This is a genomic window from Wolbachia endosymbiont of Armadillidium arcangelii (assembly GCF_040207875.1).
In the GTDB taxonomy this organism is placed as follows: Bacteria; Pseudomonadota; Alphaproteobacteria; order Rickettsiales; family Anaplasmataceae; genus Wolbachia.
This window is the reverse complement of record NZ_CP157942.1, coordinates 174,563-198,664: the sequence shown is the minus strand read 5'-3', so window position 1 is coordinate 198,664 and position 24,102 is coordinate 174,563. Positions and strand designations below refer to the sequence as shown.

Genomic DNA, 24,102 nt, shown 5'->3' with positions numbered 1-24,102 from the left:
CTATGAATTATAAGGGACAAGATTTAAGGCCTGGATCTCCACATACTTTCACGGTTGATACACCTTTAGTATTTCAGTGGCTTCCAAGGCGATATGGATACCCGATTCCAGAAAAATATTTGGAGAGATTGAGCGAATGGGCAAAAAGGGAAGATACGCGTGTAGTGAAATTAGTAATAAATGGATCTGGTTTTACTCCTGAGCAACGTAAAGAGTTGGAAAATAAAATATCAAACAGAGAATTTAACCCAAACAAAAACATAGAGCTTATAGACTTTAATGAGCTGGATTTAAGAGAGTATGAATTTAGCTTTCATTTACAACCGGATAAGGAAATTGAACTGTCTCAATGTTCTAAATACACTGTATCTCGATATTTTAGAGATCTATACTCTATTCCAGAAAGTAAAAGATTATCTTTTGGTGTTGAGATAGACAGCATGCGTATATTTATGTTGTTGGCACTGAAGTCTCCTATGATCTATTTCGATTTTGATATTTTACCTAAAGAAAACGAAAAACTTGGTGAGATTCAGGCTAAGCAGGGTTTTCTAGTTGCTGAAAATGACGAAACAGGTCACGATTATGACGGTATACCAAATATTGAAAATGCTATAATTGCTGTAAGTGATACTGGTAGAGTAAAGATTATGGAAGTTTATAATGAAATGAAGTATAGATTCCAAAAGCATTATCCTATGCTTCGATCATCACTACATCATATTTATACAATGATGGAAAATATGATAAGTCGTACCCCACTTGATGAAAAGCCTTCTATTTCTTTGTCTGATTGTAAAAATTATGACGAATATCGGGACAGGTTTTTCAAAGTGAAAAGATCGATTATACAAAGAGCGTTTGGGTTTAAAATCAATGGAGGGAAGGTTGATATTCAATATGATAACAGCTGGATGAAGAATAAGAATGAATTGTATACCAAGGAAGAGATTGCAAGAATAGATGGTGATGCTAGTGTTGCAACTAGTATCCAAGTCAAATCAGTATCAAGTTGTGAGCATATGTATAGAAGTTAGATAAAAAAAGTGACATGTATTGCTCTATAATCATATAGAGCAATACTAAACAAAAGTTGACTTTTTCGATTGTTGTGGTAACTCATTAACTATGTCAGATATAAATAACAGTTCTACAATTTTTCTCTTATCAAGTGCTGTTGCTTTAATTTTTGCATATGTGCTGGAGTATTTTTTCAATATGCTACCGTGCGAGTTATGTATGTACGAGCGAGTAGTTTACTATGTTACAGGATTACTTGCAGTAGTGTATATGCTAAAAGGCAACAAAATTCTAATCTATGCGATGTTTTGCAGCTATCTCATTGGTGCGATAATATCTTTTTATCATGTAGGTCTTGAGCTTCACTTATTTCATGATGTTTTAGGCTGTACAGAGCAAGCAAGTGGCAATGTCAGTGTAGAAGAGCTAAGAAATAATCTGTTGAACCCTAATTACTCTCCATCTTGTGACAGACCTCATTATATTTTTGGAATTTCCTTAGCAACATGGAATCTTATTTACCTTATAGTAGCCCTGTTTGTATCAGGTAAGATGTATTGTAAAGAAAGAAATTTAAGGCACAATTGGTGCAAAAAATAGCAAGAGTATATGTAGCTGGAAGTTTGAAAGCAATAACAGAACATATTGACCTTACCCAGAAAAAGTAGAGAGGAAGTTAAGAAGTTTTTTCAAAGAGGTGTGATATGACAAAAAGAAGAGAACATACAGCAGAATGCAAAAATGAAGACTGGAAAAAGAAACAGGTCAATCATCAGCAAAAATAGGAAGAGATTTGGGTATTAGCGGCTAAGCAGGTGGGTAAAAACATACAATGTCTGGAACCCAGGAAAAGGAACTTGTGACAAAGAAAAGTTTGATTTAAAGAAAGAGCTGGCAACGAGAGAAAGAGACATTTTAAAAAAAGCCCTGGGATATTTTGCAAACCAAAAAGAGTTTTTATAAAAGAACATGAAAACTGCTATAAAACACGGGAATTATGAAGGTTTTTGAACGTATCTGCTTGTATAGATGGATTACTCAGAAAAAAACAATAAGAGAAGAGCTCATACAAAGAAAAGCATCACAATGCAGGTACGGAGCTCCTAAACTGAATTAAAGGCTTTAGGTAAAATCAAAACAATGTTATGCAGAAAAATGGCATTCAAGCTAAGCTTAGATGAAGGTTTAAAACTACAAATAACATATTGAATCAGAATTTCACCACTGATCAACTAAACAAGATATGGGTTTACGTACATAAAAACCAATCAAGGATGGTTGGCAATAATAGATTTAGTTGATAGGCATAGATATGGCTATTGCGCAAATCTGCTTATAGCGATCAAGGATCACAATACACCTCTAAAAATTATCAATTTTTACTGAGTACAAAAAGTATTATTTCTAGACAAAGGTTGTTGTTATGATAATGCTGTTTCAGAGAGCTTTTTTAGTTCACTCATACTCATTGATACTTCACAATACTCTGCACAACACCGCAATATTTGAATATATAGAAATTTTTTATAATAAACAGCGTAGACATTCTACATTGCATTCCTGAACTTTTTATTTTCATAGCAAAAACTTCTTTACTTCCTCTCTACTTTTTCTGGGTAAGGTCAGTGTTAGGGAGAGTAAAAGAGGTAACTTCTATTGAATCTAACTCCTTTTGAAGATCAAAAATTGGGTACATTCGCTCTTTCACTTCCTCCTCCAATGGTGGTGCTGAAGGCGTTAATAATTGTCCGCTATCGCTAAGATCTATTAAATCTTCCACATCCTGTTCTTTTTCTGTTTGTTCTAGCTCTTTTTCATTTTCAGTGTTGGTTGCTTTATCTACGTGTTTTGGTCCTTCTATAAAGTCTTCTATTTCCCTTGCAAAACCTTTCCAACAGTATATCTTTATTAAGAAAGCTATACCTGCTATTGCACATGCTATTATAGCAGGTGGAACTGCTAACAAGGAATAACAGAAATACTGATCTACTGTTGGACCTCCAAATATAATATGACAATAAAATGGACAGAGGAAAAAGAACGCAAATGAAAATACAATGGTAATCACTGATATAGTATATACACGTTTTATCGTTTTAATTCTTTCCTTTTTACTATTAAGGCTTTGGTATGTTTTTTTAACACCAGCTTCATCATCCTCTACATAAGCTTTTAGTTTCTTTTCTATTATTGTTGTAAGCTCATCTTTCAGTATAGAATAATATTCCTTTGGATAAGTTCTGGATATCACTTTTTCACCACTAAGAAGATTTCTTACGTGCTCTTTATATAGCTCAATTTCCTCAATTCTAGATGCAGTTTCAGTGATTTTTGCACCCTTTTTAGCAACTTCTTCATCTTGTTTTACATTTACTTCTTTAGCAGATAACTCAGCTATCTCTTTGCGTGCCATCTTCTGCTCTTCCTTCAACTTCTTTATCTCCTCGCCCATTAAATCTTGCAATTTTTGATTTACCTTATTCAAATCCTCTTTTGCTTCTTTTAGTAAATTTTTATGAGTAAAGTATTGTAATAAAATTGGTAAAACTAAAGGGTCTTTCCTATAAGCAAAAACGAAGACATGCGAGGTAACCTGATTAGGTATTATTTCTTTTGGTAAAACTACTTTCTACTTTATTTAGTTCTATCACGTGATCCCCTGAAACTATATCTGCTAGGTAAGTTTTATAATCTTTTTTGTTACCATCAACTGGTCTATAAAATTCTTTGTTACTGAATACCTTAGCTAAAGCTTTCGTATCAGATTCTATAATATTGCTCAACATTAAAACTCCCTAATTCATCGTTTTGTACATACAGTTTAATACTATTTTAATGACATGTCAAATTAATGTAATTATTAATTATATTGCTTAATTAATAAATTAGACCCCATTCTGTTTGAAGGATAAAATTACTATGAGTTTTCCTAATTATTCCCAAATTCATTATTGCTAGCCCTTTAATATATATTATTAAAATTTTAAGATAAAATACTCGTCTCCAGCAACCAAAACCAGCAAGCATGAGAACAAGTTTCTTTTGGATCAATTGGTCTGGCATATGTACTTAAGACCTTTGCTTCAAGTTCCGGGTGTAGGCTTATTTGCCTTTTTTTGGCTATTTGCGGTTCAAAGCTTCCCTCCCTATCTCTTAGTGTTAACAGTTCAAATGACCCTGCACTTGTGCGTAAAGTCTTTCCTGTTTCTGCGATTATTTTCTTCGTTCCTATTATTTGATAGATGGCTTTCCATTTCACCTTCCAGACTTGCTTCCAGCAGCCTTTTTATGAATGGTGTCATCTCTTCCTGTCAATGGTCTGCCTTCCCTTATAGACGATAGGTTTCTAACTTTTTGTAATCTACCAAATCGGTAGTACTATTCGCTTAACTCACATGTCAAATCTCCATTTTTTATATTAATTTATTATTTTTCCACGTTCAAAGAAAAACTTTTGCATCTCAGGGGAGTGAGTATAGAAATGGGATAGTGTGTGTCCTTGTTCATCTCTTGAATTAATTAGAAAAGGATATTTATCAGGATCATTCAGCAGAAGCTCTATTTCCTCTCTGCGATAACTTCGTTGCGCAAGATCAAAAAACAACTTCTTTACACTGTTTTCATCTAGCTTGCCAACATTACCGTTAGATTTTGCTCTTGCTTGAGACCATGATGCTTTCAGACATTTATAAAAAACTAGAGAGCTGCCTAGACATGTATAACCAAATTCATCTATGAATTCCCAGCATTCCTCAGATTCAGCCAAAGCTTTTACTTCTTTTATACCAATGTTGTTACTATTCAAATCAAATTTAATAAATTTTGTAAGATTAACTAAAGCTTTTACTCCTTCAGCACCAATATTGTTATTCCACAAATTAAGTTTAATAAGGTTTGTAAGCTTAGCTAAAGCTTTTACTCCTTCATCACCAATATTGTTATTCCACAAATCAAGTTTAGTAAGGTTTGTAAGCTTAGCTAAAGCTTTTGCTCCTTCTTCATCAATACTACAACCCCCGAGAAAAAGTTGTGTAATACCTCTGTTCTCTTGCAAAAAGCTTATCAATTCCTTGATATCTACTTTTTAATAATACAAATGTAATCTGTCGCCTTGAACATGCTCGTTGAAATTCATTTTTACCTTACTAAATATTATTATTTTAGCAAATATTTTAATACTTTTCAAGTAATATTTATAAAAAATACTGATTTCGTAGTGCCACAAAAAATTTATTTATTTACTCTTTCCAAAACCGCAAAAAAGTACATATATTCGTGAGAACAATTTGAATAAAAGTGGCGTTATAAAAATAAAAGCACAAAATTATTGTAACAAAGCTAAGCAGATTAGTTCATACATAAATTTAGTAAAAGTAAGCCAATATAGATAGTTTTAAGGTATAGCAAAACTGCTATATTAAAAAGTTCGAATGTATCACTTGGTAGACCATGCCATCCCAAAACGAACACTTCTCACGAGCGTTGGTTTTTATTGCTAAAAATGGCTATATTATTTAAGTTTTTAGTGATATCTATATAAAATTAATAAAAAATCTTCATCAAAAGTTATTTCAAAAAAAATTCTAAATATGGCTTGACAAATTTAAAGTAGCACTCTATACCTAAAATAGTATTGCTCTCTTGAGGTCTTATGGGTTATTCAAAAAAGCATTTATGTTCAGTCTATTATGGGGGTTTTATATGTTTCAAGCTGATGATATGAAGGAAAAGGTAGTTGCCATATATAGAACAGAAAAGGGAAAGAAAGTGTTGGAAATTTTGGATATAATGTCCTATTTTTCATCTAAAAATATCCCTATTAAAATGTTTGTAGATTTAGTAGGGGGAACAGAGGAACTTGAGTCTGCAGTTGAATTATTAAAACAATATTCAGTAATTAATCTATTACAACAAAATCCAATAATGTTAGATATTAGCGAGCCAACTCAGCAGGTTATAAGAACAATATTAAAGGAAGAAAATAAAGAAGAAGTTACTTTAAGAAAAGCACTCAAGTTATTTCAAATTGGACTGGAATCAGACAATTTAGATCACGCGATTTCTACTTGGCATTATGCTAATGGGTGTCAGGAATTGATTGAGGAATTTTATATGCTTCCAAGTAGTATTGTACAAAAGCTAGGTGATTGCGGTAGATATGAGGAGGCATGTTCGTTTGGAATGGAGCAGTTGAAAGTGTTAAGGTTGCATGATGAAACTCTATTATATTTGCAGTATAAAATAGGTAATGTACTATTGAAGCAAAGAAAGTTTGAAGAGGCTCTGAGAATTTATGAGAATAAAACACGTGTTCATAAGGATGTTAAAGTTTTTTTACGCTATGCTGCTGAAGATGGTAATCTTGAAGCAATAAAATTCCTTATAGAAAACAAAGGTGCTGACGACGATGTTTATTATGGTAAAAGCCTTATGCACTGCGCTGTTCGAGGCAATAATCTTGAAGTAGTGAGGTTCCTTGTAGAAGAGAAAGAAGTGGACTCTAATTTAGCTAATATTTGGGGCGTCACTCCTATTCAACATGCATCTGAGCAAGGCAATTTAGATATAGTAAAATTTCTGGTAGAAAAAGGAGCTGATTTTAATTCTATGAACAATAGTTATCAGACCTCTGTTCATTATGCAGCTAAACAGAGTAATCCAAGCATAATAGAGTTTTTTGTAGAGGGAGGGGCTGACTTTATGGCACGTGATAGTGATCTTAAGACTCCTTTACATTATGCTGCTAAAGGGGGTAATTTGGATGTAGTAAAGTTTCTAGTGAAAAAAGGAGCTGATGTTAACTGTGCTGATAGAGGTGGTAAAACTCCTTTACATTGGGCTGCTTATATGGGTGATTTGAATATAGTAAGGTCTCTTATCAAAAAAGGTGCGAATGTTAGTGCTATCGATAAAAATCTTATGACACCTCTAGATTATGCCTTTGAAAAGTTTGATCCAATGGAGCCTATTGATTGCATAGGAGGTACACAACTACACTATGCTGTCCACTTTGGTAATGTCGAATTAGTTCAAAATTTGCTAAAACGTGTAAAAGATGATCAATTACATGACTTCATTAATCAAATGACAAAAGGAGGTAATACAGCACTAAGTTTAGCAGTGAAAGTAAATAATAAAAATATTATAAAAATATTGGACCAGGCTTTACAAGAGGTACCACATACTAGCATAGAAAACGTAAGTATAGCGGGTCCAAGTTGTTTAGGTTTGGATAACCTTACTTAACAGTTAACTTAATTTAAAGTAAAGCAATAGCAAGTATTGGAGGTGTTTTATGGGTGCGTCTGGTCAACCTAGGCAAAGTCTAGCCAACAGCCTAGAACAAACCATTATGCTGCGTAAGGTAACGAACGTAGTAAAGCTAATGGAAAGGACAATACAGGGTGCAACGAAAGTGAAGGTATTGAGTCCCGAAATTGCCAACATCATGGAGGTCGACACTTTTCATATAGTGGAAGACAGCATGAAGGATAACGACAAGGCAAGTTATCACTCACTCTATCGGGATCTGAGGCCGTGTCATGTATTGAGATGGAGTTTACGTAAACTTGGGAGATTCTTTGTATTCCTATTGCTTACTATTACCCACAAATATAAATGGACATAAAAACAAAGTATTACAATATTAAAGTTTGCAAATATTAAGGGTGTAAAATGGAAAGCAAGAGTAATGAATGGGCTAAAAATGAATTTGGAAATGCTGTACTTGGGGATAAAAGATTAACTGATCGATTAGTAGATATTGCTGATAGCTTGGCAAATATGCCTGAAAGTTCAATCAATCAAGCATGTGAAAGTTGGTCAGAGGCAAAGGCAGCATATCGCTTTTTCCAAAACGAGAGCATAAAAGAAGCTGACATCTTAGCATCACATATTACAAAAACTGTTGAAAGAGCAAAAGATTATAAAAGAATTATTGTAATTCAAGATACAAGTTTTCTTTCATATACTGGCCACAAAAAAAACAAGCGGGTTGGGGGCTATTTCTAGCAAGATGAGTAATGGTCAAGCTAAGGGCATGGTAATGCATACAGCTCTTGCTGTTAGTACGGGAGGATTAGTGTTGGGAATACTAGATCAAAAGATTCATTCGAGACCTTCTAATTCTGAAGAAATCAAAAATTTAGAAAAAAGAAAGCATAACACTGCTATTCGTATTGAAGATAAGAAGAGTGTGAGGTGGTTAGAAGCCTTTAAAAAAACAAATAATCTTATAGATAGTACTCAAACTGAAGTTGTCACTGTGTGTGACAGAGAAGCAGACATATATGATTTTTTTGAGTGTGCACATAATCTTAACTCAGCAGTTTTAGTAAGAGCTTACCAAAATAGAAGCATAAACAAACAATCCAGATTTTCTAATGATAAGCAAAGATTATGGGAAGTTGTTAAAGGCTTTCCTTGTCAAGGGATAATAAAAGTTGAAATTCCTGCAAGAGATAATAAGCCAAAAAGGACAGCGTGTTTGGAGGTGAGATTTGGAAAATTTATGATGAATCCGGACAAAAGCAGCATAAGACATAAAACCGAAGAGTTACCTAACCTACCACTTTACGCAGTTTATGTTGTTGAGAAAGACTCTTCCTCTAAAGAAAGCCCGCTAGAGTGGATGCTTTTAACAAATCTTCCAGTAAATAGTTTCGATGAAGCTGTTGAAAAGGTTAGTTGGTATTGTCTTAGATGGAAAATAGAGATATTACATAAAATTTTAAAGTCTGGCCTCAAAGTTGAAGAATGTAGGCTTGGAACAGCAGAAAGGTTAAAGCGATATTTAACAATCATGAATATTATTGCTTGGAGAATTTTCTTTATTACAACAATTGCAAGAACTGATCCAACATTACCGTGTATTACCTTATTAGCTGAAGAAGAATGGAAAGTTTTATACGTAAAAATACATAAATGCCCAAATGTAGCCCCTACTATAAAAGAAGCTATTTCATGGATTGCTCAACTTGGGGGTCATTTAGCCAGAAAAAATGATCCAGAACAGGCCCCATTACTCTTTGGAAAGGATGGAGACTTGCTACTGAACTTTATATTTGTGGGTAATAGTAAGTTCCTACTAAGGTACGTTGGAACAAGTCAACAAAGGCGAGGACTGACGGAAGATAGAAAGGAAGTCGGACTGATTGATAGTACTCAGAGTGTGGGAAAGCCACATACAAGGGGAAGCGATCAGCGGTATAGTAACTGGTTTGGGGATTGTTACACCAACACAACAGAGGTTGGAATATGATGCAAGGAAAACTAAATCAGATAGCAGTAATCAAAGATGCTGTGAATGCTACACTAAAGAGCCGTATGCGGGAAATTCACGCAAGTACGGTTCTGTTGGGGGGGGATCATAGCAGTGAAACCTAATAGGAGGATTTTAAAGTTATGATCCCTAACAGACAGTCAAGTACGCCGGTTAAATATAATCTAAAAATGAAAGACATCACTGTACAATCCCCCTATCCTCCATCTTTAAAAAATCGCAATGTAATACTCACTAAGGAAGGTGTGGGGAGTGATTACCCAGTCGATTTAGCTCAACACCACATTATTTCACGTGTCATGCTCAGAGATTTTTACAATAAGCTGATAGAAAAAGGTGATGTTAAAAAATTCAGAAGATTTTTCTCTGCTCTAAGGGAAAACATCCCTGAGTATTATAGAGAATCAAGAGAGGGCAATAGTAATAGTAGGGAAGATATTACGAGAGCTCAAGAATTTATAGATAATTTAATGGAAGGATCTATTATACATAGTAATAATAATGAAGCAGCTTCTTGCACTGATATTAAAGATCCCTTTCTTACTTGTTTATTATGGCTTCCTGGAAACATTTTTATTGGTCCTGATGCTAAAAACAGATCAGATGATCCAGAGACGGGTTTTGAAGAGAATGCACGCACGATTATAGGTGAGAAAAACTTTAAGAATATAAAAAAAATCAAAAACCTTATGGATAGTTACATTCGAGGAGATTTGACAAGCTTAGGATTTTTTGAAGCACAGCTTATTAAATTAGTAAGGAAAAGTAAACCATACCCATTACGAGCAAAGCAGTGGATTATTAGTCATGGTAAATACAAAATAGCTGTACAGGATTTTACGCCGTGTAAAACAAGAAGCAAGAGAGCAGCTAGTGGAAGGATGTTATGTATAGACTTAAATGATATGTTTCGTTTGTCAGAAGAAGCAGAAAGAGATGTGTATACAGAAGAAGGTAAAAAGACATTTCAAGAGATTCTGCAGCATTTAAATGAAGGTAAACATAATCTTAATGCATCACTTGTAATCATCTACCGTATATTAGCGGATAAATGGCAAAGATTGAGATTTCTTGAAGAGACGGAGGAGGTATTGTATAATTTCCTTGGTGAATTAGCAAGTATATGGATAAGGGCTTTGCAAGATGAAAGCATACCCTTTAAGAACATAGATCTTTCTAGTGTCTATGATAGCTTATTGAAGCTGAGAAACTTTAATGATCGATGGAAGATAGAGGATCCGAAGCTCCCTAATCTAATCTTGGAGCTTGCAAATAAGGCACAAACATATACGAAATTTGGTTCTCAAGATATTGCAAATACCTTAAATGCGCTATCAAAGTGGGATCTATCATCGGACCCTAAGTGGAAAGATCATTATAAGCCTCTGATTCTCGAGCTTGCAAAAATGGGAATAAAAATATCAGATCAGTTTAATGCTCAAGATATTGCAAATACCTTAAATGCGCTATCAAAGTGGGATCTATCATCGGACCCTGAGTGGAAAGATCATTATAAGCCTCTGATTCTCGAGCTTGCAAAAATGGGAATAAAAATATCAGATCAGTTTAATGCTCAAGATATTGCAAATACCTTAAATGCGCTATCAAAGTGGGGTCTGTTATCGGACCTTAATTGGAAAGATCATTATAAGCCTCTGATTCTCGAGCTTGCAAAAATGGGAATAAAAATATCAGATCAGTTTAATGCTCAAGATATTGCAAATACCTTAAATGCGCTATCAAAGTGGGGTCTGTCATCGGACCTTAATTGGAAAGATCATTATAAGCCTCTGATTCTCGAGCTTGCAAAAAAGAGAGAGGAAATACTTAGTCAGTTTAATGCTCAAGATATTGCAAATACCTTAAATGCGCTATCAAAGTGGGATCTGTTATCGGACTTTAATTGGGAAAATCATTATAGGCCTCTGATTCTTGAGCTTGCAAAAAGGGAAAAGGAAGTACTTAGTCAGTTTAGTGCTCAAGATATTGCAAATACCTTAAATGCGCTATCAAAGTTGGATCTGTTATCGTGCCTTAATTGGGAAAGTTATAGGCCTCTGATTGTTAGTCTTGCTGAAAAGGGAGAGAGAATATCAAATCAGTTTAATGCTCAGGATATTGTAAATACCTTAAGTGCGCTATCAAAGTGGGATCTATCATCGGACCCTAAGTGGAAAGATCATTATGAACCTCTAATTCTTAAGCTTGTTGAAAGAGGAATGGAAATATCAGATCAGTTTAATGCTCAAGATGTTGCAAATACCTTAAATGCGCTATCAAAGTGGGATCTGTCATCGGACCTTAATTGGAAAGATCATTATAGGCCTCTAATTCTTAAGCTTGTTCAAAGGGGAATAGAAATATCAAATCAGTTTAATGCTCAAGATGTTGTAAATATCTTAAGTGCGACATCAAAGCTGGATCTGTTATCGGATCTTTATTTTTCCACATATCATAAACTTCTGATTCTTCGGATTATAAAAAAGAGAAAAAAATCAGATTTGGTTTATTATCTAGATCAGTTTAATGCTCAAGATATTGCAAATGCCTTAAATACGCTATCAAAGTGGGATCTGTTATCGGATCCTGATTGGGAAGAACGTTATAAGCCTCTAATTCTTGAGCTTGTTAAAGAGGGAATAAAAATATCAGATCAGTTTAATGCTCAAGATATTGCAAATACCTTAAATGCGCTATCAAAGTGGGGTCTGTCATCGGACCTTAATTGGAAAGATCATTATAAGCCTCTGATTCTCGAGCTTGCAAAAATGGGAATAAAAATATCAGATCAGTTTAATGCTCAAGATATTGCAAATACCTTAAATGCGCTATCAAAGTGGGGTCTGTCATCGGACCTTAATTGGAAAGATCATTATAAGCCTCTGATTCTCGAGCTTGCAAAAATGGGAATAAAAATATCAGATCAGTTTAATGCTCAAGATATTGCAAATACCTTAAATGCGCTATCAAAGTGGGATCTGTTATCGGGCCTTAATTGGAAAAGTTATAGGCCTCTGATTGTTAGTCTTGCTGAAAAGGGAGAGAGAATATCAAATCAGTTTAATGCTCAAGATGTTGCAAATACCTTAAATGCGCTATCAAAGTGGAATCTGTTATCGGATTTTTATTGGAAAAAACATTATAAGTCTCTGATTGTTAAGCTTATTGAAAGGGAAATGAGAGTAGCGTATCAGTTTAGTGCTCAAGATATTACAAATACCTTAAATGCGCTATCAAAGTTGGATCCGTTATTTTCTCATAAATTCAAAAAAAATAATAGGTTTATAATCATTGATCTTGTTGAAAGGCAAGTAGAAATATCGAATCAGTTTAGTACTCAGGATATTACAAATACCTTAAATGTGCTATTAAAGTGGGATCTGTTATCGGACCTTGATCGGAAAGATCATTATAAATCTCGGATTCTTAGGCTTATAAAAAAGAGAAAAAAATCAGATTTGGTTTATTATCTAGATCAGTTTAGTGCTCAAGATATTGCAAATGCCTTAAATGCGCTATCAAAGTGGGATCTGTTATCGGACTTTAATTGGAAAGATCATTATAAGCCTCTGATTCTCGAGCTTGCAAAAATGGGAATAAAAATATCAGATCAGTTTAGTGCTCAAGATATTGCAAATGCCTTAAATGCGCTATCAAAGTGGGATCTGTTATCGGACTTTAATTGGAAAGATCATTATAAGCCTCTGATTCTCGAGCTTGCAAAAATGGGAATAAAAATATCAGATCAGTTTAATGCTCAAGATATTGCAAATACCTTAAATGCGCTATCAAAGTGGGGTCTGTCATCGGACCTTAATTGGAAAGATCATTATAAGCCTCTGATTCTCAAGCTTGCAAAAATGGGAATAAAAATATCAGATCAGTTTAATGCTCAAGATATTGCAAATACCTTAAATGCGCTATCAAAGTGGGATCTGTTATCGGACCTTAATTGGAAAGATCATTATAAGCCTCTGATTCTCAAGCTTACAAAAAGGGGAGAGGAAATACTTAGTCAGTTTAATGCTCAAGATGTTGCAAATACCTTAAATGCGCTATCAAAGTGGGATCTGTTATCGGATCCTCATTTGGACAGATATCATTATAATTTTCTGATTTTTAGTCTTGCAAAAATGGGAATAAAAATATCAGATCAGTTTAATGCTCAAGATATTGCAAATATCTTAAATGCGCTATCAAAGTGGGATCTATCATCGGACCCTAATTGGAAAGGTCATTATGAATCTCTAATTCTTAAGCTTGTTGAAAGAGGAATGGAAATATCAGATCAGTTTAATGCTCAGGATATTACAAATACCTTAAATGTGCTATTAAAGTTGGATTCATCATCAGATCCTGACTTGGAAAAGCATTGTAATCTTCTGATTTTTGAACTTAAAAAGAGAAGAGACGAGCCAGAATTGAATATTGATGATGAAATGGCGGTGGAGCTCAAAGAATTCAAAAGTAAAATAGGTAACGAAGTTTTAACTAGACATGAAAAAATAAAAGGCACTACTACTCATGATGTAAACAAGAGTGATGTGTTAAGTAACGCATTACAGTCCTTACAACTAAATGAAGTATCATTGTTGATGAGTCAAGAAAGTAAAATGTCTACAAAATTAGAAAAAAAGACATATTACAACACACTGATTGATATTGGCGCACTCGTTTATGATCACAAAAATCATGTTCATAGAGATCGTTTGGAAGCAATAGAAAGTAGGATTTTTGATAATCCGTTGCTCAGTGTAGGACATGACTTATATTACTTATCAAAAAATGAAGATAATATTGTTGATCAAGATAAATTGTATTCTGATCAAATAAAAAATAAGGTTAGCTCCTATAGTTATATAGAGAGCGGGAGTAGATTAGATGCTATATATAGTGAGCTCAGTGATACAGACATAAAGGATTACTTTAGTGATAGTAACGTCGAGGGGGTTTATACAGAAATTGAGGCCTATAATAAAGAAGTAATGACTATACATTCCATTCAGGTATCTGCTGATGAAGTATACGTGAACGTAAAGGATAATAATGGCAACTACCAAAAAGTAGTGATAGGTGATGTTGCAAGCATACAAAACACAGAAAATTATATATTAGATGAGGAAATTTCTGAGATCAAATTCAAAACGGATAATGATAAAGAGTATGTAATAACGCAAGAGGGAGAGGACGTTAAGCATTGTTTGAATATTCCTGGTGGATATAAAGTAAAGGTTGATGATGTAATTAGCAGCCTTACTAAAAATAAAAAGGAAGTGATTCGTAATGAATTGAACAATCTAGGGTTATCAGCAAGTGTGAAGGAGATTGAAGAGATAGGCAATGCTGAAATAACTGATCAGGGTTATAGTAATGCTATGAATGAAATTAGACAAAGTTTTTTACAAAAAGGCATAGGAGAAGATACTTTTGACCGATTTAGAAATCGTTTTGACAGTTTAGGTGAGAAGATTTTTGAAGAATACATTAATGATGTAGAAAAAAAACTTGAAGGTCATGGAATTGAATTTAATCGCAATAAGTTTGATTCAGCAAGAGTAAAGGGAGCTAAAGGAGGAAAGCTTTTCTTTTTTATGGCTATCTATGATCTTTTTGACAGTATACTTGATACATCAACTCTTGGGCGGCATGACAATGATGCTTTAAAGAAAATATTTGGCATAAATGGCGTATTGGATGCTCTCGATGATGTCAGGGAAAGTCTAAGCACTCAACATATGCGTCCTGATGGTAGTAAGGGAGTAAGACTTTTAGGGAGGAAGATTACAAACAAGATACCAGATGTTATACGTAAAGGTTTTGTTAAAATAATTAGTAATCCTGTAGTGAAAAGCATTACATTTGTAACCGTTGCTTATCAATTTATATATAGCATAAGTGAAATAGCGAAAGGTAATCATCATCCATTAAACTACTATTGGACAACTAGTAGCGGTGTAAAATTGGCGAGTATGAGTATAAGGCCTGTAATGGGATTTAGTTTTGCGATAAAGGGCATAAATATTACTCCTAAGATTTTAAGAAGGTTATCTATTGCAAGCAAAACTTTAGGCAAGTTGTCAAAGGTTATTGGGGTTGTTGATATGTTGATATCAATTGGTACGAGCATCCATGAAAGAATGGAATATACTAGAGCAATAGCGGAACAAGTGCCTCTATTACCTGGCAAAGAGCAAGCAGATGTATTTTTTGCAGAATGGAGAAAATTTTTTACAGGAAGAGATTTAGGAAAGGAGTATGAAGAGGTAATTAGAATAAAAGGTCATTTAAATGATGTAAAAAAGAAGGCTGTTGAAGTGTTGGTTGGTAGTGATGTAGCTGCAGTTGTATGGTATATATCCTCTATTAAAGAAAGATATAATGAGATAACTATTCATAGAGAAGGAATGTATTCTCAAGCGATGAAAGTACATTATACAGTTGAATGTGAGCCGGAAAAAGAATATAAAAACGTTTCTTTTAATAGTGGTGCTGGCACTATTTCTAATTCTTACGTAGCGTATCATAATTTATCTCTCCTTAATATACCTAAAGCACTAAAGATGAAACCTTATATCTTGGGCATGAGTGGAGATGTGGGAGCTTTTCGTAGTAATATGGGATGTTTTGACAAATTTAATGAAGAAGAGGTTTATATTATTGATACAAACGCAAGACATGTCTTTCATCTAACCAGATTTGAGTACGAAAACCTTGATTTAAGAGTTGTAGATGCACCATTAAAATACACGAAAAAAGAACCTCAATGTGGTGCTGTAATCAATCTAATTTATCCAAGAAGAAAATCTTCCGCTTGTAATATTGCCAAACTTCGTAGAGAATGTACACAGGAATTTGTCCTTTCAGATGAACCTTTCGTTTTAGCCGATATAAAAAAGAGTCGCTCTTCTCCAATATTATACCTATTAGGGCCTAATCAGTTAATAGCAGCAAAAGATTACCCAGCAATTATGTATGTTCCAAAGGGTGAGATAGATTATATCGGTTCAAAATATCATGATAATACCTTTATTATCAATCACGATACTCGTGGTAATATTAGTGGAGGAATAGTAAATAATATCATAGTAATGAATTATGATACCCCTAGCCTTTCTGTTGAATTAAATAAAGGGATTGTTGAAATGGGAGAATCAAAAATACATTTATTGAATGTATATGATTATGTTTCTCATTCTACAGATAATCAATCCATTATTACTGATTGCAAAACAAGGTATATTGATGCAGGAGAAGGCGGAGGGTATAATTCTATACAAAGTCATGATGTCGATTGCCAAGACAATGATTATGAAGTGAGAAAGGTTAACAAGAGGGATACACACCTTAGAAGTACAAAACAAACATCATTCATTGTTGATAAGAGCAGTGGTGATGGTGCTGGTATAAATTCTGGTAATCTTGGATCAAAGAAAAACTTGGATGTGATACTTTTTGAAGGTAATGATATTAGACTATTAAGAATAAATGAACACCAAGCTTATTACAATCTAGAGCTTTTGGCTGATGATGAAAAGAGCAAAGTTGCAAGTATTAAGGTAGGTGATTTTGAAAAATTAATGATCCAAGCAAAAAAAGCAGGGATAACAGAAGTAGTTACGATACAGAATAAATCTTTGTCTGATTTAATAAAAGATATGAAGTATCAGAAGCTGAATCACTCAGGAATTGATGTTGGTAGCAAAATTATGGAAGACAGTAAAAAAATATCGAAAGCAGTAATAATTGCAAACATTATAGATTCAGAAGGTCCAACGGCTTATAAAGTCGCAAAAGATATTATTAATAACAATAATCTAGGTGTCCCAATATCTTTAGTGCAAGCGAAGAAAATTGTGGGCAATGTTGTTTATGAAGAGATAATTGGAGGTATTTATACTGATGAGATAGCAGCTGATTTTAGTTGTGAAAATATTCATTGTAAGAAGGTTATTACGATAGAAATGAACTCATACAGTAGTGATTACGTTGTTAAATTTCCTCAGACTTACAAGCGTAGTCATTCAGTTGATTTTACACTGAGAATAATAACAGCACCTTACGCTAGCACATCTGATAAGGTAATTGACCTTACTGGGTGTGACATAGATCCAAAAAATATTAAATGTAAAGTAAATTGTGAGAATGCTAATGAAATAGTACTTAGTAGTCATATTAATCAAGGATCTTTCCAAATTGTTTTAGATAATTATTTACGAGGTCCAAAATATCAACAAGTTGCTTTTCAATTTAACAAAGGTGGTAGGTTTTACAAAGTTAACAGTGCAAATCTTAAATTTGAGCCCGCAAGGGCAGGGGTGGATCCTGATGGTGAGAATAAAGTTGGTTCTTCATTAAGAGAGCGGATGTTTGATGCTATAGATCAAGATAATATGGATGAAGTTGAGGATCTAGCTAAAAGTATTGATATTGAGAGGTTAACATCTTTTGATAAAGGATGTGCTAGCATTGAATATCAAGATATTCGCGGTCGTAGTCTTTTGCACTTAGCTGCTCAAGAAGGCAAATTGAGTATGGTTAAATTTTTTATTAATCAAGCTGTTAGTGTTATGGATATAGATAAGTATGGCAATATACCTTTTTATTATGCTGCTAAAAATGGTCATACTGAAGTAGTAAATTCTCTATGGGATAAGGCAGTAGGGGTGCAACGTGAAATGCTAGAAGCCAATGACTATGAAGCATTTAAATTAGCTGCTAAAAATGGTCATACTGAAGTAGTAAATTCTCTATGGGATAAGGCAGTAGGGGTGCAACGTGAAATGCTAGGAGCTGATCGCTATGAAGCATTTAAATTAGCTGCTAAAAATGGTCATACTGAAGTAGTAAATTCTCTATGGGATAAGGCAGTAGGGGTGCAACGTGAAATGCTAGAAGCCAATGACTATGAAGCATTTAAATTAGCTGCTAGAAATGGTCATACTAAAGTAGTAAATTCTCTATGGGATAAGGCAGTAGGGGTGCAATGTGAAATGCTAGGAGCTGATCGCTATGAAGCATTTAAATTAGCTGCTAGAAATGGTCATACTAAAGTAGTAAATTCTCTATGGGATAAGGCAGTAGGGGTGCAATGTGAAATGCTAGGAGCTGATCGCTATGAAGCATTTAAATTAGCTGCTGAAAATGGTCATACTGAAGTAGTAAATTCTCTATGGGATGAGGCAGAATCATTAGGGGTGCAACGTGAGATGCTAAAGGCTAATAATTATGAAGCATTCACATTTGCTGCTGAAAATGGTCATACTGAAGTAGTAAATTTTCTATTGAATAAGACAAGCTTATCAGAGGTACAACGCGAAATGTTAAAGGCTGATAGTTATGAAGCATTCAGATTTGCTGCTAAAAATGGTCATACTGAAGTAGTAAATTCTCTATGGGATAAGGCAGTAGGGGTGCAACGTGAGATGCTAAAGGCTGGTGGCTATCGTGCATTCAATTTGGCTGCTGGAAATGGTTATACTAAAGCAGTAAACTTTCTGTGGGAAGAAGCAGTATCATTGAAGATGGAATATTTTATGTTAGAAGCTGGTATCATAAAGTATGAAGCATTCAAACTGGCTGCTGAAAATGGTCATACTGAAGTAGTAAACTCTCTGTGGGATAAGGTAAAATCAGGGGTACGATATAAAATGCTAAGGGATAGTGGTTATCATGTGTTCAAATTGGCTGCTGAAAATGGTCATATTAAAGTAGTAGACTCCCTGTGGAAAAAGGCAGAGTCATTTAAAGTACAACATGAAATGCTAGAATTTTGGCATCATCTGGCATTCAAATTGGCTGCTGAAAATGGTCATGATAAGATATTAGATTTTCTGTGGGGCAAGGCAAATTCATCGGGGGTACAATATTCAATGCTGATGACTGGATGTTATAAACCATTCAGATTCGCTGTTAAAGGTGGTTATGATGAAGTAATAGACTCTCTGTGGACAAAGGCAAAACAGTTAGGTATACAGCTTGCAATGCTAAGGGATAATGATTATTATGCGTTCAAATTGGCTGCTGAAAATGGTCATACTGAAGTAGTAAATTCTCTATGGGATGAGGCAGAATCATTAGGGGTGCAACGTGAGATGCTAAAGGCTAATAATTATGAAGCATTCATATTTGCTGCTGAAAATGGTCATACTGAAGTAGTAAATTTTCTATTGAATAAGACAAGCTTATCAGAGGTACAACGCGAAATGTTAAAGTCTGATAGTTATGAAGCATTCAGATTTGCTGCTAAAAATGGTCATACTGAAGTAGTAAATTCTCTATGGGATAAGGCAGTAGGGGTGCAACGTGAGATGCTAAAGGCTAATAATTATGAAGCATTCGTATTAGTTGCAAAAAATGGTCATGATAAGATATTAGATTTTCTGTGGAACAAGACAAGCTTATCAGAGATACAACACGAAATGCTAAAGGCTGGTGGCTATCGTGCATTCAATTTGGCTGCTAAAAATGATCATACTGAAGTAGCAGATTCTCTATGGGATAAGGCAGGATCATTAGAGGTACAACGTGAGATGCTAAAGACTGGTGATTATAAAGCTCTTGCTCTTATAATTACAGGCCGTGAGGGTGTTTATTTTTTAAAAAGATTTCGATCTGCCATTAGTGTTGATAAGGAATCAATAATTTATTCACCCCATATTAGTGGTATTCTCATTCAAAAATGGAAGGAGTGTCTTGAAGCTGTAGCACATCGTGAAAATGAGGAAATGTTCAAATGGGTATGGCAAACTTTTATCCTTCCACTTAGACTTGAAAAAAAACAAGAGATCAGTGAATTTTATCAAGAATTCAAGCAGAATTCTACAGAAGCAGGAGGTTCACCAAAAAGAGCTGAAGAAAGTGTACAAGAAAAGAAAAAAACTACACAACGCAAACGTCGTCATCACCATGGAGATTATAATCGTCATCATGGTCACTTATCACGTAAACCTCTTGCTATAGATTTAAGTAATCAACATGAGGTAGTGGCAAGTAGTAGCGCAAGACCATCTTCATGGATAAATGATTTGTTTAGTTGGGTAAAAGATTCTATAGGAGGGTTGTTTAGTTCTAGAGCTGCTTTACCTGAGGAAACATTAAATACTACAAGCTCCATCTCACAAATTGATGCGCCAATAGATGTAAATGGTACAATAATGTTACTTGATTTATTGATTAGAAAAGTTACAGGTCAAAAGTACATTTCTACAGCAGATCAGCCTATATCTCCACTAGAGGCACAGAGCTATGCATTGAATATTACAAAGGGATTTGAGCGATTATTGAATGAAACAGCCACTAAATCAGGTATATCAGTAAAAAATCTAAGCTTTGATCCTGTGGTAGTACAATCAGCTATAGTTAGGCAAATAGTAAGTGAAAAATTTTCTGAAATATCAAAAACTCTATATTCATTTGCAAAAGAAGCATGTCCAGAATTAAAACAAACTGATAAGTTTCTAGTCCACTTAAGAAGCCAATTAGAAGGGGAAAAAGAAACTGTACTGCTACAACAAAAAATAGAGAAACCTTCTGAAGTCTTAGATCAACAAGTTTCAAGGAAAGTAGAGCTACCTAAGAGGCCTAATACTTTCTTAAATGGAACATCAGTAGTTAAAGGAATAAGCAGTGTGTTAGAGCGATAAATCAAGGAACTATATGGTCTTTCTGCCTGTAACTGCTTGATTTCATTAGAGGAAAGACCTGTAGTTTGCGATATGATGTCAGTAGAGACGCCAGCCTTAAGTAGATTTTTGGCCACAGCTATTTTAGCCTGTTGTTCGCCCTCTGCTATACCTTCAATTTTACCTTTTTGACGGCCGATTTGGATGCCTTCCTGTCTACCTTTTTCTTGACCTAGTCTAAGACCCTCATCAAATTTTTCAGCAAAAGCAGCAATCTCATCCATTATACGTTTTTTCCTTTGCTCATATGCTAGTAATTCTTCTTCTGACCAGTTAAACTTATTCATCTCTTCATAAGCTCGTTTTATTATTACGTCACTACCAACTATCTTATCTAGATCCTCTTCCCTTGTTTCTCCTGCATAACGAAAAAAATAACACCATTTTTCTACTATATTTTCTAGTTGGTCTTCTTTTGTCTTTGTAAATTTTGGTAGTTCTATGAATACAAAGTAAAAATCCTTCAAGTCATGTTCAAAGCTATTTTTATCCAAGATGACATGATTTGATTTGTACTCAGCCTTATCTGGAAAAATAATGCAATCAGCAACAGCAATAAAGATAATTTCCTTGAGATTATGATACTCATCACCTTGATCAGCTTGACTTGAGTAGGCTTTAGCAGCATAATACTGAGCACGCTTTTCGAAGCCTTTGGTCTTAGTGAACTGCATCTCTATGATGTATCTGGAACCTTGAGAGTCCTTACAAAGAACATCGACAATACTCTGCTTTTTGGCGGCAATCTCTGGGTCCAAAATGGTAGCTAAGAATTCAACATCGTGAATAGCGGCTAAGCCAGTAAAGCCTAAAATATCTTTCAAGAAATGAATGAGGATATCTTTATTCTTCTCAGTGCCAAATATTCTTTTGAACGAGTAAGAGTTTAGTGGACTGAGATATTTTCCACTAAACTCTCCTCTAGGAACCGTACTTGAAAGTTTCCCTTCATACGGCTCGAGCCATCTTAAGTCCTTTTCTCGAGAACCGGCAACAGCTTCCTTCAAATATTCTGGCATTTCAAATTCCTTACTAGGATTAACATTAATCATATCTTATCATCCTCATAAAGAGAAGGATTATTTGATCTACGTTTTTCAAAGTAGGCATACCATTCTTTATCGTAGGGATTTGCCTCAGCTTGAATTTTCTTGTGGCGACGAATTGGTACGCTTGTTGCTTGAAAGAGTTCCTTCCACTCAACTGTACCTTTATTCTTAGTCAGCGCTGCAAAGCACCATCTTCTGGCTTCTTTTGTTTTAAAGTATTTCTCCTTAATCCAGCGTAAGCCTTTATTAGGGTGTCTGCGTTTTGACCATTGCCATAAGGCTTTAAAAATCTCAGAATCCACTTTCTCATAAGCTTTTCTTGCGCATATTCCCCTGTGGTAATAGACCCACCCTCGAATTTGAGGTGTGAGCAGTTCTATTACTTTTTCTTGGGTTGCTGCGCAGTTCTTACGAATCAAGCACCGGATGCGCTTCAGAAGTCGGTTTGTACTTTCTGCTGAAGGTTTGATGATTATCTTCCTTTCGTACTGTCTGACCTAGAAAATCAAATCCCTGTTCTACGTGTGTGATCTTGGTTTTTCCTGTGGATAGAGTTAACCCTCTGTCGCTGAGGAAATCCTCTACTAGCCTTTTAACTTTAGTCTCAAGAATTTCTTTTGATTTTCCAGTTACTATGAAGTCATCCGCGTAGCGAATCACGTGCACACCATATTTCTTGCGTTTTCTTGTTCCCGAAATGTTTACTGATAACATTTTCGAAACCATCAAGGGTCAAGTTAGCAAGTACAGGGGAGATAATTCCTCCTTGTGGAGTCCCTGCTATTGTGAAGCGGAACATTTGTTTTTCTATGAACCCAGATTTTAACCATTTGCTGAGAATATTCTTTTCTATTGGAATTGAGCTTTCTAACCAGCAATGGTCTATTTCATCAAAACACTTCTTAATATCCGCCTCTAGGATCCATTGCGATCTGTCGCGTCCCGCCAAAGTTTTGTGGATCTGGCTTATCGCATCAGCAGCTGAGCGATGTTTCCTAAATCCGTATGAGTGTCTATCTCCTATTGTTTCTGCAACAGGATCAAGTCCCATAAGATATAAGGCCTGCATCGCTCGATCTTTCATAGTGGGAATACTAAGAGGTCGCTTGCTGCCTGTAGGTTTGGGGATATAGACTCGTCTCAAAGGTTGAGAGCGATATCCTCGTTGCCTCAGGTTTGCAATTCCTTGAGATTTTGCTGAAGGGCTCTGCCACAACTGGTTGTCAACACCAGCTGTACATTTTCCTTTATTTGAAGTTACGCGTTTTACTGCCAACGCTTTAGCACTAAAACTACGTGTGAGGAGGCGTTGTAAAGTTTTCACTTTATTCCATCTCCTAGCTTTTGTTGCCTGAACAATACGAGCTTGTAGCCTTCTGGTATTTTTTTTACACTGAAACCAGTTAATTTGATTCCAGTGTTCTGCCGTACCGAAAGGTGCACTTACAATTTTACCTGTAACCATCTGCTTTCCTCACTTAAAAGGTTTTACAAACAATCTTGTTCAAGATGACCGTAGTGGACGTCAGTTCTCTTTCGAGCCAGATAACGTTTAAACCTGTATCTCATCCATTACAGATGAGCATTCACTTTTTCCACACTCCCAATCCCACATATCCATCAGTCTTTCTCATGATCAACCTTACTGAGTAAAGAAATTACCCAGAGATATATGGGGTTTCCGTGTTCCACCTATCAAACAACGAGCGGGTTAGGATTGATCTATACACCGGTGGTGTTTATGTTTGCGTATCAGATGCGTTCACGCTGATAACCTACCACATACCTTTTGGTCCAAGCCTGTCAGTGTCTTTGGCTTGTTCGATTTAACGATGCTTACGATCATTCACTTCTGTTATCCATACCGTTTACCCTAGCCCCCGTGCCAACTTGACACTTATAGCATCGTTCCTTCTTCACAGACCGAACTTCTCCTTTTCGGGCGGGTTCATTGTCCTAAACGCTTTGCATAAGACATTACTGTACTTATACAGTTTAGTAGGGTACGAGTGGCAAAACACTCGGTTTAGTCAGTGCTAAACAGTTCAATAGACGACTTTCACGTCACACA

13 protein-coding genes and 2 pseudogenes are annotated in these 24,102 nt (G+C 35.1%); 7 read left to right on the top strand and 8 right to left on the bottom strand.

Annotation, left to right across the window (positions count from 1 at the left end):
• Nucleotides 1-2: 2 nt before the first annotated feature.
• On the top strand, nucleotides 3-1,037 hold the full coding sequence (locus tag ABLO99_RS00970) for a hypothetical protein (RefSeq protein ID WP_349967837.1): 1,035 nt from the start codon (nucleotides 3-5) through the stop codon (nucleotides 1,035-1,037).
• 91 nt (nucleotides 1,038-1,128) lie between these two features.
• Complete coding sequence (locus ABLO99_RS00965; RefSeq protein ID WP_349967835.1) at nucleotides 1,129-1,620, top strand: disulfide bond formation protein B; 492 nt, start codon at nucleotides 1,129-1,131, stop codon at nucleotides 1,618-1,620.
• Nucleotides 1,621-2,623: 1,003 nt separating this feature from the next.
• Here the strand turns inward: ABLO99_RS00965 and ABLO99_RS00955 are convergent.
• The 4 genes and pseudogenes from ABLO99_RS00955 to ABLO99_RS00940 all read right to left on the bottom strand — a co-directional run bounded on the left by ABLO99_RS00955 (nucleotide 2,624) and on the right by ABLO99_RS00940 (nucleotide 5,086).
• Nucleotides 2,624-3,505, bottom strand: coding sequence for a hypothetical protein (locus ABLO99_RS00955; protein WP_349967834.1), 882 nt, complete (start codon nucleotides 3,503-3,505; stop codon nucleotides 2,624-2,626).
• A 112-nt stretch (nucleotides 3,506-3,617) separates the two neighbouring features.
• Complete coding sequence (locus ABLO99_RS00950) at nucleotides 3,618-3,806, bottom strand: hypothetical protein (RefSeq protein ID WP_349967831.1); 189 nt, start codon at nucleotides 3,804-3,806, stop codon at nucleotides 3,618-3,620.
• 239 nt (nucleotides 3,807-4,045) lie between these two features.
• A pseudogene (locus ABLO99_RS00945) lies at nucleotides 4,046-4,388 on the bottom strand (transposase); the annotation flags it as partial.
• Between the two features lie 50 nt (nucleotides 4,389-4,438).
• Nucleotides 4,439-5,086 carry a hypothetical protein gene (locus ABLO99_RS00940; protein WP_349967830.1) on the bottom strand — a complete coding sequence of 216 codons (648 nt, stop codon included), beginning with the start codon at nucleotides 5,084-5,086 and terminating at the stop codon, nucleotides 4,439-4,441.
• 635 nt (nucleotides 5,087-5,721) lie between these two features.
• On the opposite strand from ABLO99_RS00940, the gene ABLO99_RS00935 reads away from it, so the two are divergent.
• From ABLO99_RS00935 to ABLO99_RS00915, 5 genes and pseudogenes are all read left to right on the top strand, one after another.
• Nucleotides 5,722-7,266, top strand: a complete 1,545-nt coding sequence (locus ABLO99_RS00935) for an ankyrin repeat domain-containing protein (protein WP_349967829.1) — start codon at nucleotides 5,722-5,724, stop codon at nucleotides 7,264-7,266.
• Nucleotides 7,267-7,695: 429 nt separating this feature from the next.
• Nucleotides 7,696-9,093: pseudogene (locus ABLO99_RS00930) on the top strand (IS4 family transposase).
• Nucleotides 9,086-9,280, top strand: a complete 195-nt coding sequence (locus ABLO99_RS00925) for a hypothetical protein (RefSeq protein WP_047759684.1) — start codon at nucleotides 9,086-9,088, stop codon at nucleotides 9,278-9,280. Before ABLO99_RS00930 ends, ABLO99_RS00925 begins: the two are co-directional and overlap by 8 nt.
• On the top strand, nucleotides 9,277-9,405 hold the full coding sequence (locus ABLO99_RS00920) for a hypothetical protein (RefSeq protein WP_255351244.1): 129 nt from the start codon (nucleotides 9,277-9,279) through the stop codon (nucleotides 9,403-9,405). Before ABLO99_RS00925 ends, ABLO99_RS00920 begins: the two co-directional genes overlap by 4 nt.
• 18 nt (nucleotides 9,406-9,423) lie before the next feature.
• Entirely contained in the window at nucleotides 9,424-20,943 is an 11,520-nt protein-coding gene (locus tag ABLO99_RS00915; RefSeq protein ID WP_349967826.1) for an ankyrin repeat domain-containing protein, read from the top strand.
• Here ABLO99_RS00915 and ABLO99_RS00910 read toward each other — a convergent pair.
• From ABLO99_RS00910 to ABLO99_RS00895, 4 genes are read right to left on the bottom strand one after another with little or no spacing between them, the layout of a single operon-like run.
• The gene (locus tag ABLO99_RS00910) at nucleotides 20,844-22,034 is read right to left on the bottom strand and encodes an Rpn family recombination-promoting nuclease/putative transposase (RefSeq protein ID WP_349967825.1); all 1,191 of its coding nucleotides are present in this window, start codon (nucleotides 22,032-22,034) and stop codon (nucleotides 20,844-20,846) included. The two genes, ABLO99_RS00915 and ABLO99_RS00910, sit on opposite strands and share 100 nt — an antisense overlap.
• The gene (locus tag ABLO99_RS00905) at nucleotides 22,031-22,450 is read right to left on the bottom strand and encodes a group II intron maturase-specific domain-containing protein (protein WP_161794193.1); all 420 of its coding nucleotides are present in this window, start codon (nucleotides 22,448-22,450) and stop codon (nucleotides 22,031-22,033) included. Before ABLO99_RS00905 ends, ABLO99_RS00910 begins: the two co-directional genes overlap by 4 nt.
• On the bottom strand, nucleotides 22,440-22,745 hold the full coding sequence (locus tag ABLO99_RS00900; protein WP_161794194.1) for a reverse transcriptase domain-containing protein: 306 nt from the start codon (nucleotides 22,743-22,745) through the stop codon (nucleotides 22,440-22,442). Before ABLO99_RS00900 ends, ABLO99_RS00905 begins: the two co-directional genes overlap by 11 nt.
• On the bottom strand, nucleotides 22,672-23,496 hold the full coding sequence (locus tag ABLO99_RS00895; protein ID WP_349967823.1) for a reverse transcriptase N-terminal domain-containing protein: 825 nt from the start codon (nucleotides 23,494-23,496) through the stop codon (nucleotides 22,672-22,674). The genes ABLO99_RS00900 and ABLO99_RS00895 overlap by 74 nt, the downstream gene beginning before the upstream one ends.
• Nucleotides 23,497-24,102: the final 606 nt, after the last annotated feature.

What these genes read in the sequence shown, in the direction of transcription:
- ABLO99_RS00950 (WP_349967831.1), bottom strand. Translation starts at nt 3,806, where the DNA reads ATGTTGAGCAATATTATAGAATCTGATACGAAAGCTTTAGCTAAGGTA.
- ABLO99_RS00965 (WP_349967835.1), top strand. Translation starts at nt 1,129, where the DNA reads ATGTCAGATATAAATAACAGTTCTACAATTTTTCTCTTATCAAGTGCT.
- ABLO99_RS00895 (WP_349967823.1), bottom strand. Translation starts at nt 23,496, where the DNA reads ATGGTTACAGGTAAAATTGTAAGTGCACCTTTCGGTACGGCAGAACAC.
- ABLO99_RS00970 (WP_349967837.1), top strand. Translation starts at nt 3, where the DNA reads ATGAATTATAAGGGACAAGATTTAAGGCCTGGATCTCCACATACTTTC.
- ABLO99_RS00920 (WP_255351244.1), top strand. Translation starts at nt 9,277, where the DNA reads ATGATGCAAGGAAAACTAAATCAGATAGCAGTAATCAAAGATGCTGTG.
- ABLO99_RS00935 (WP_349967829.1), top strand. Translation starts at nt 5,722, where the DNA reads ATGTTTCAAGCTGATGATATGAAGGAAAAGGTAGTTGCCATATATAGA.
- ABLO99_RS00915 (WP_349967826.1), top strand. Translation starts at nt 9,424, where the DNA reads ATGATCCCTAACAGACAGTCAAGTACGCCGGTTAAATATAATCTAAAA.
- ABLO99_RS00910 (WP_349967825.1), bottom strand. Translation starts at nt 22,034, where the DNA reads ATGATTAATGTTAATCCTAGTAAGGAATTTGAAATGCCAGAATATTTG.
- ABLO99_RS00900 (WP_161794194.1), bottom strand. Translation starts at nt 22,745, where the DNA reads ATGTTATCAGTAAACATTTCGGGAACAAGAAAACGCAAGAAATATGGT.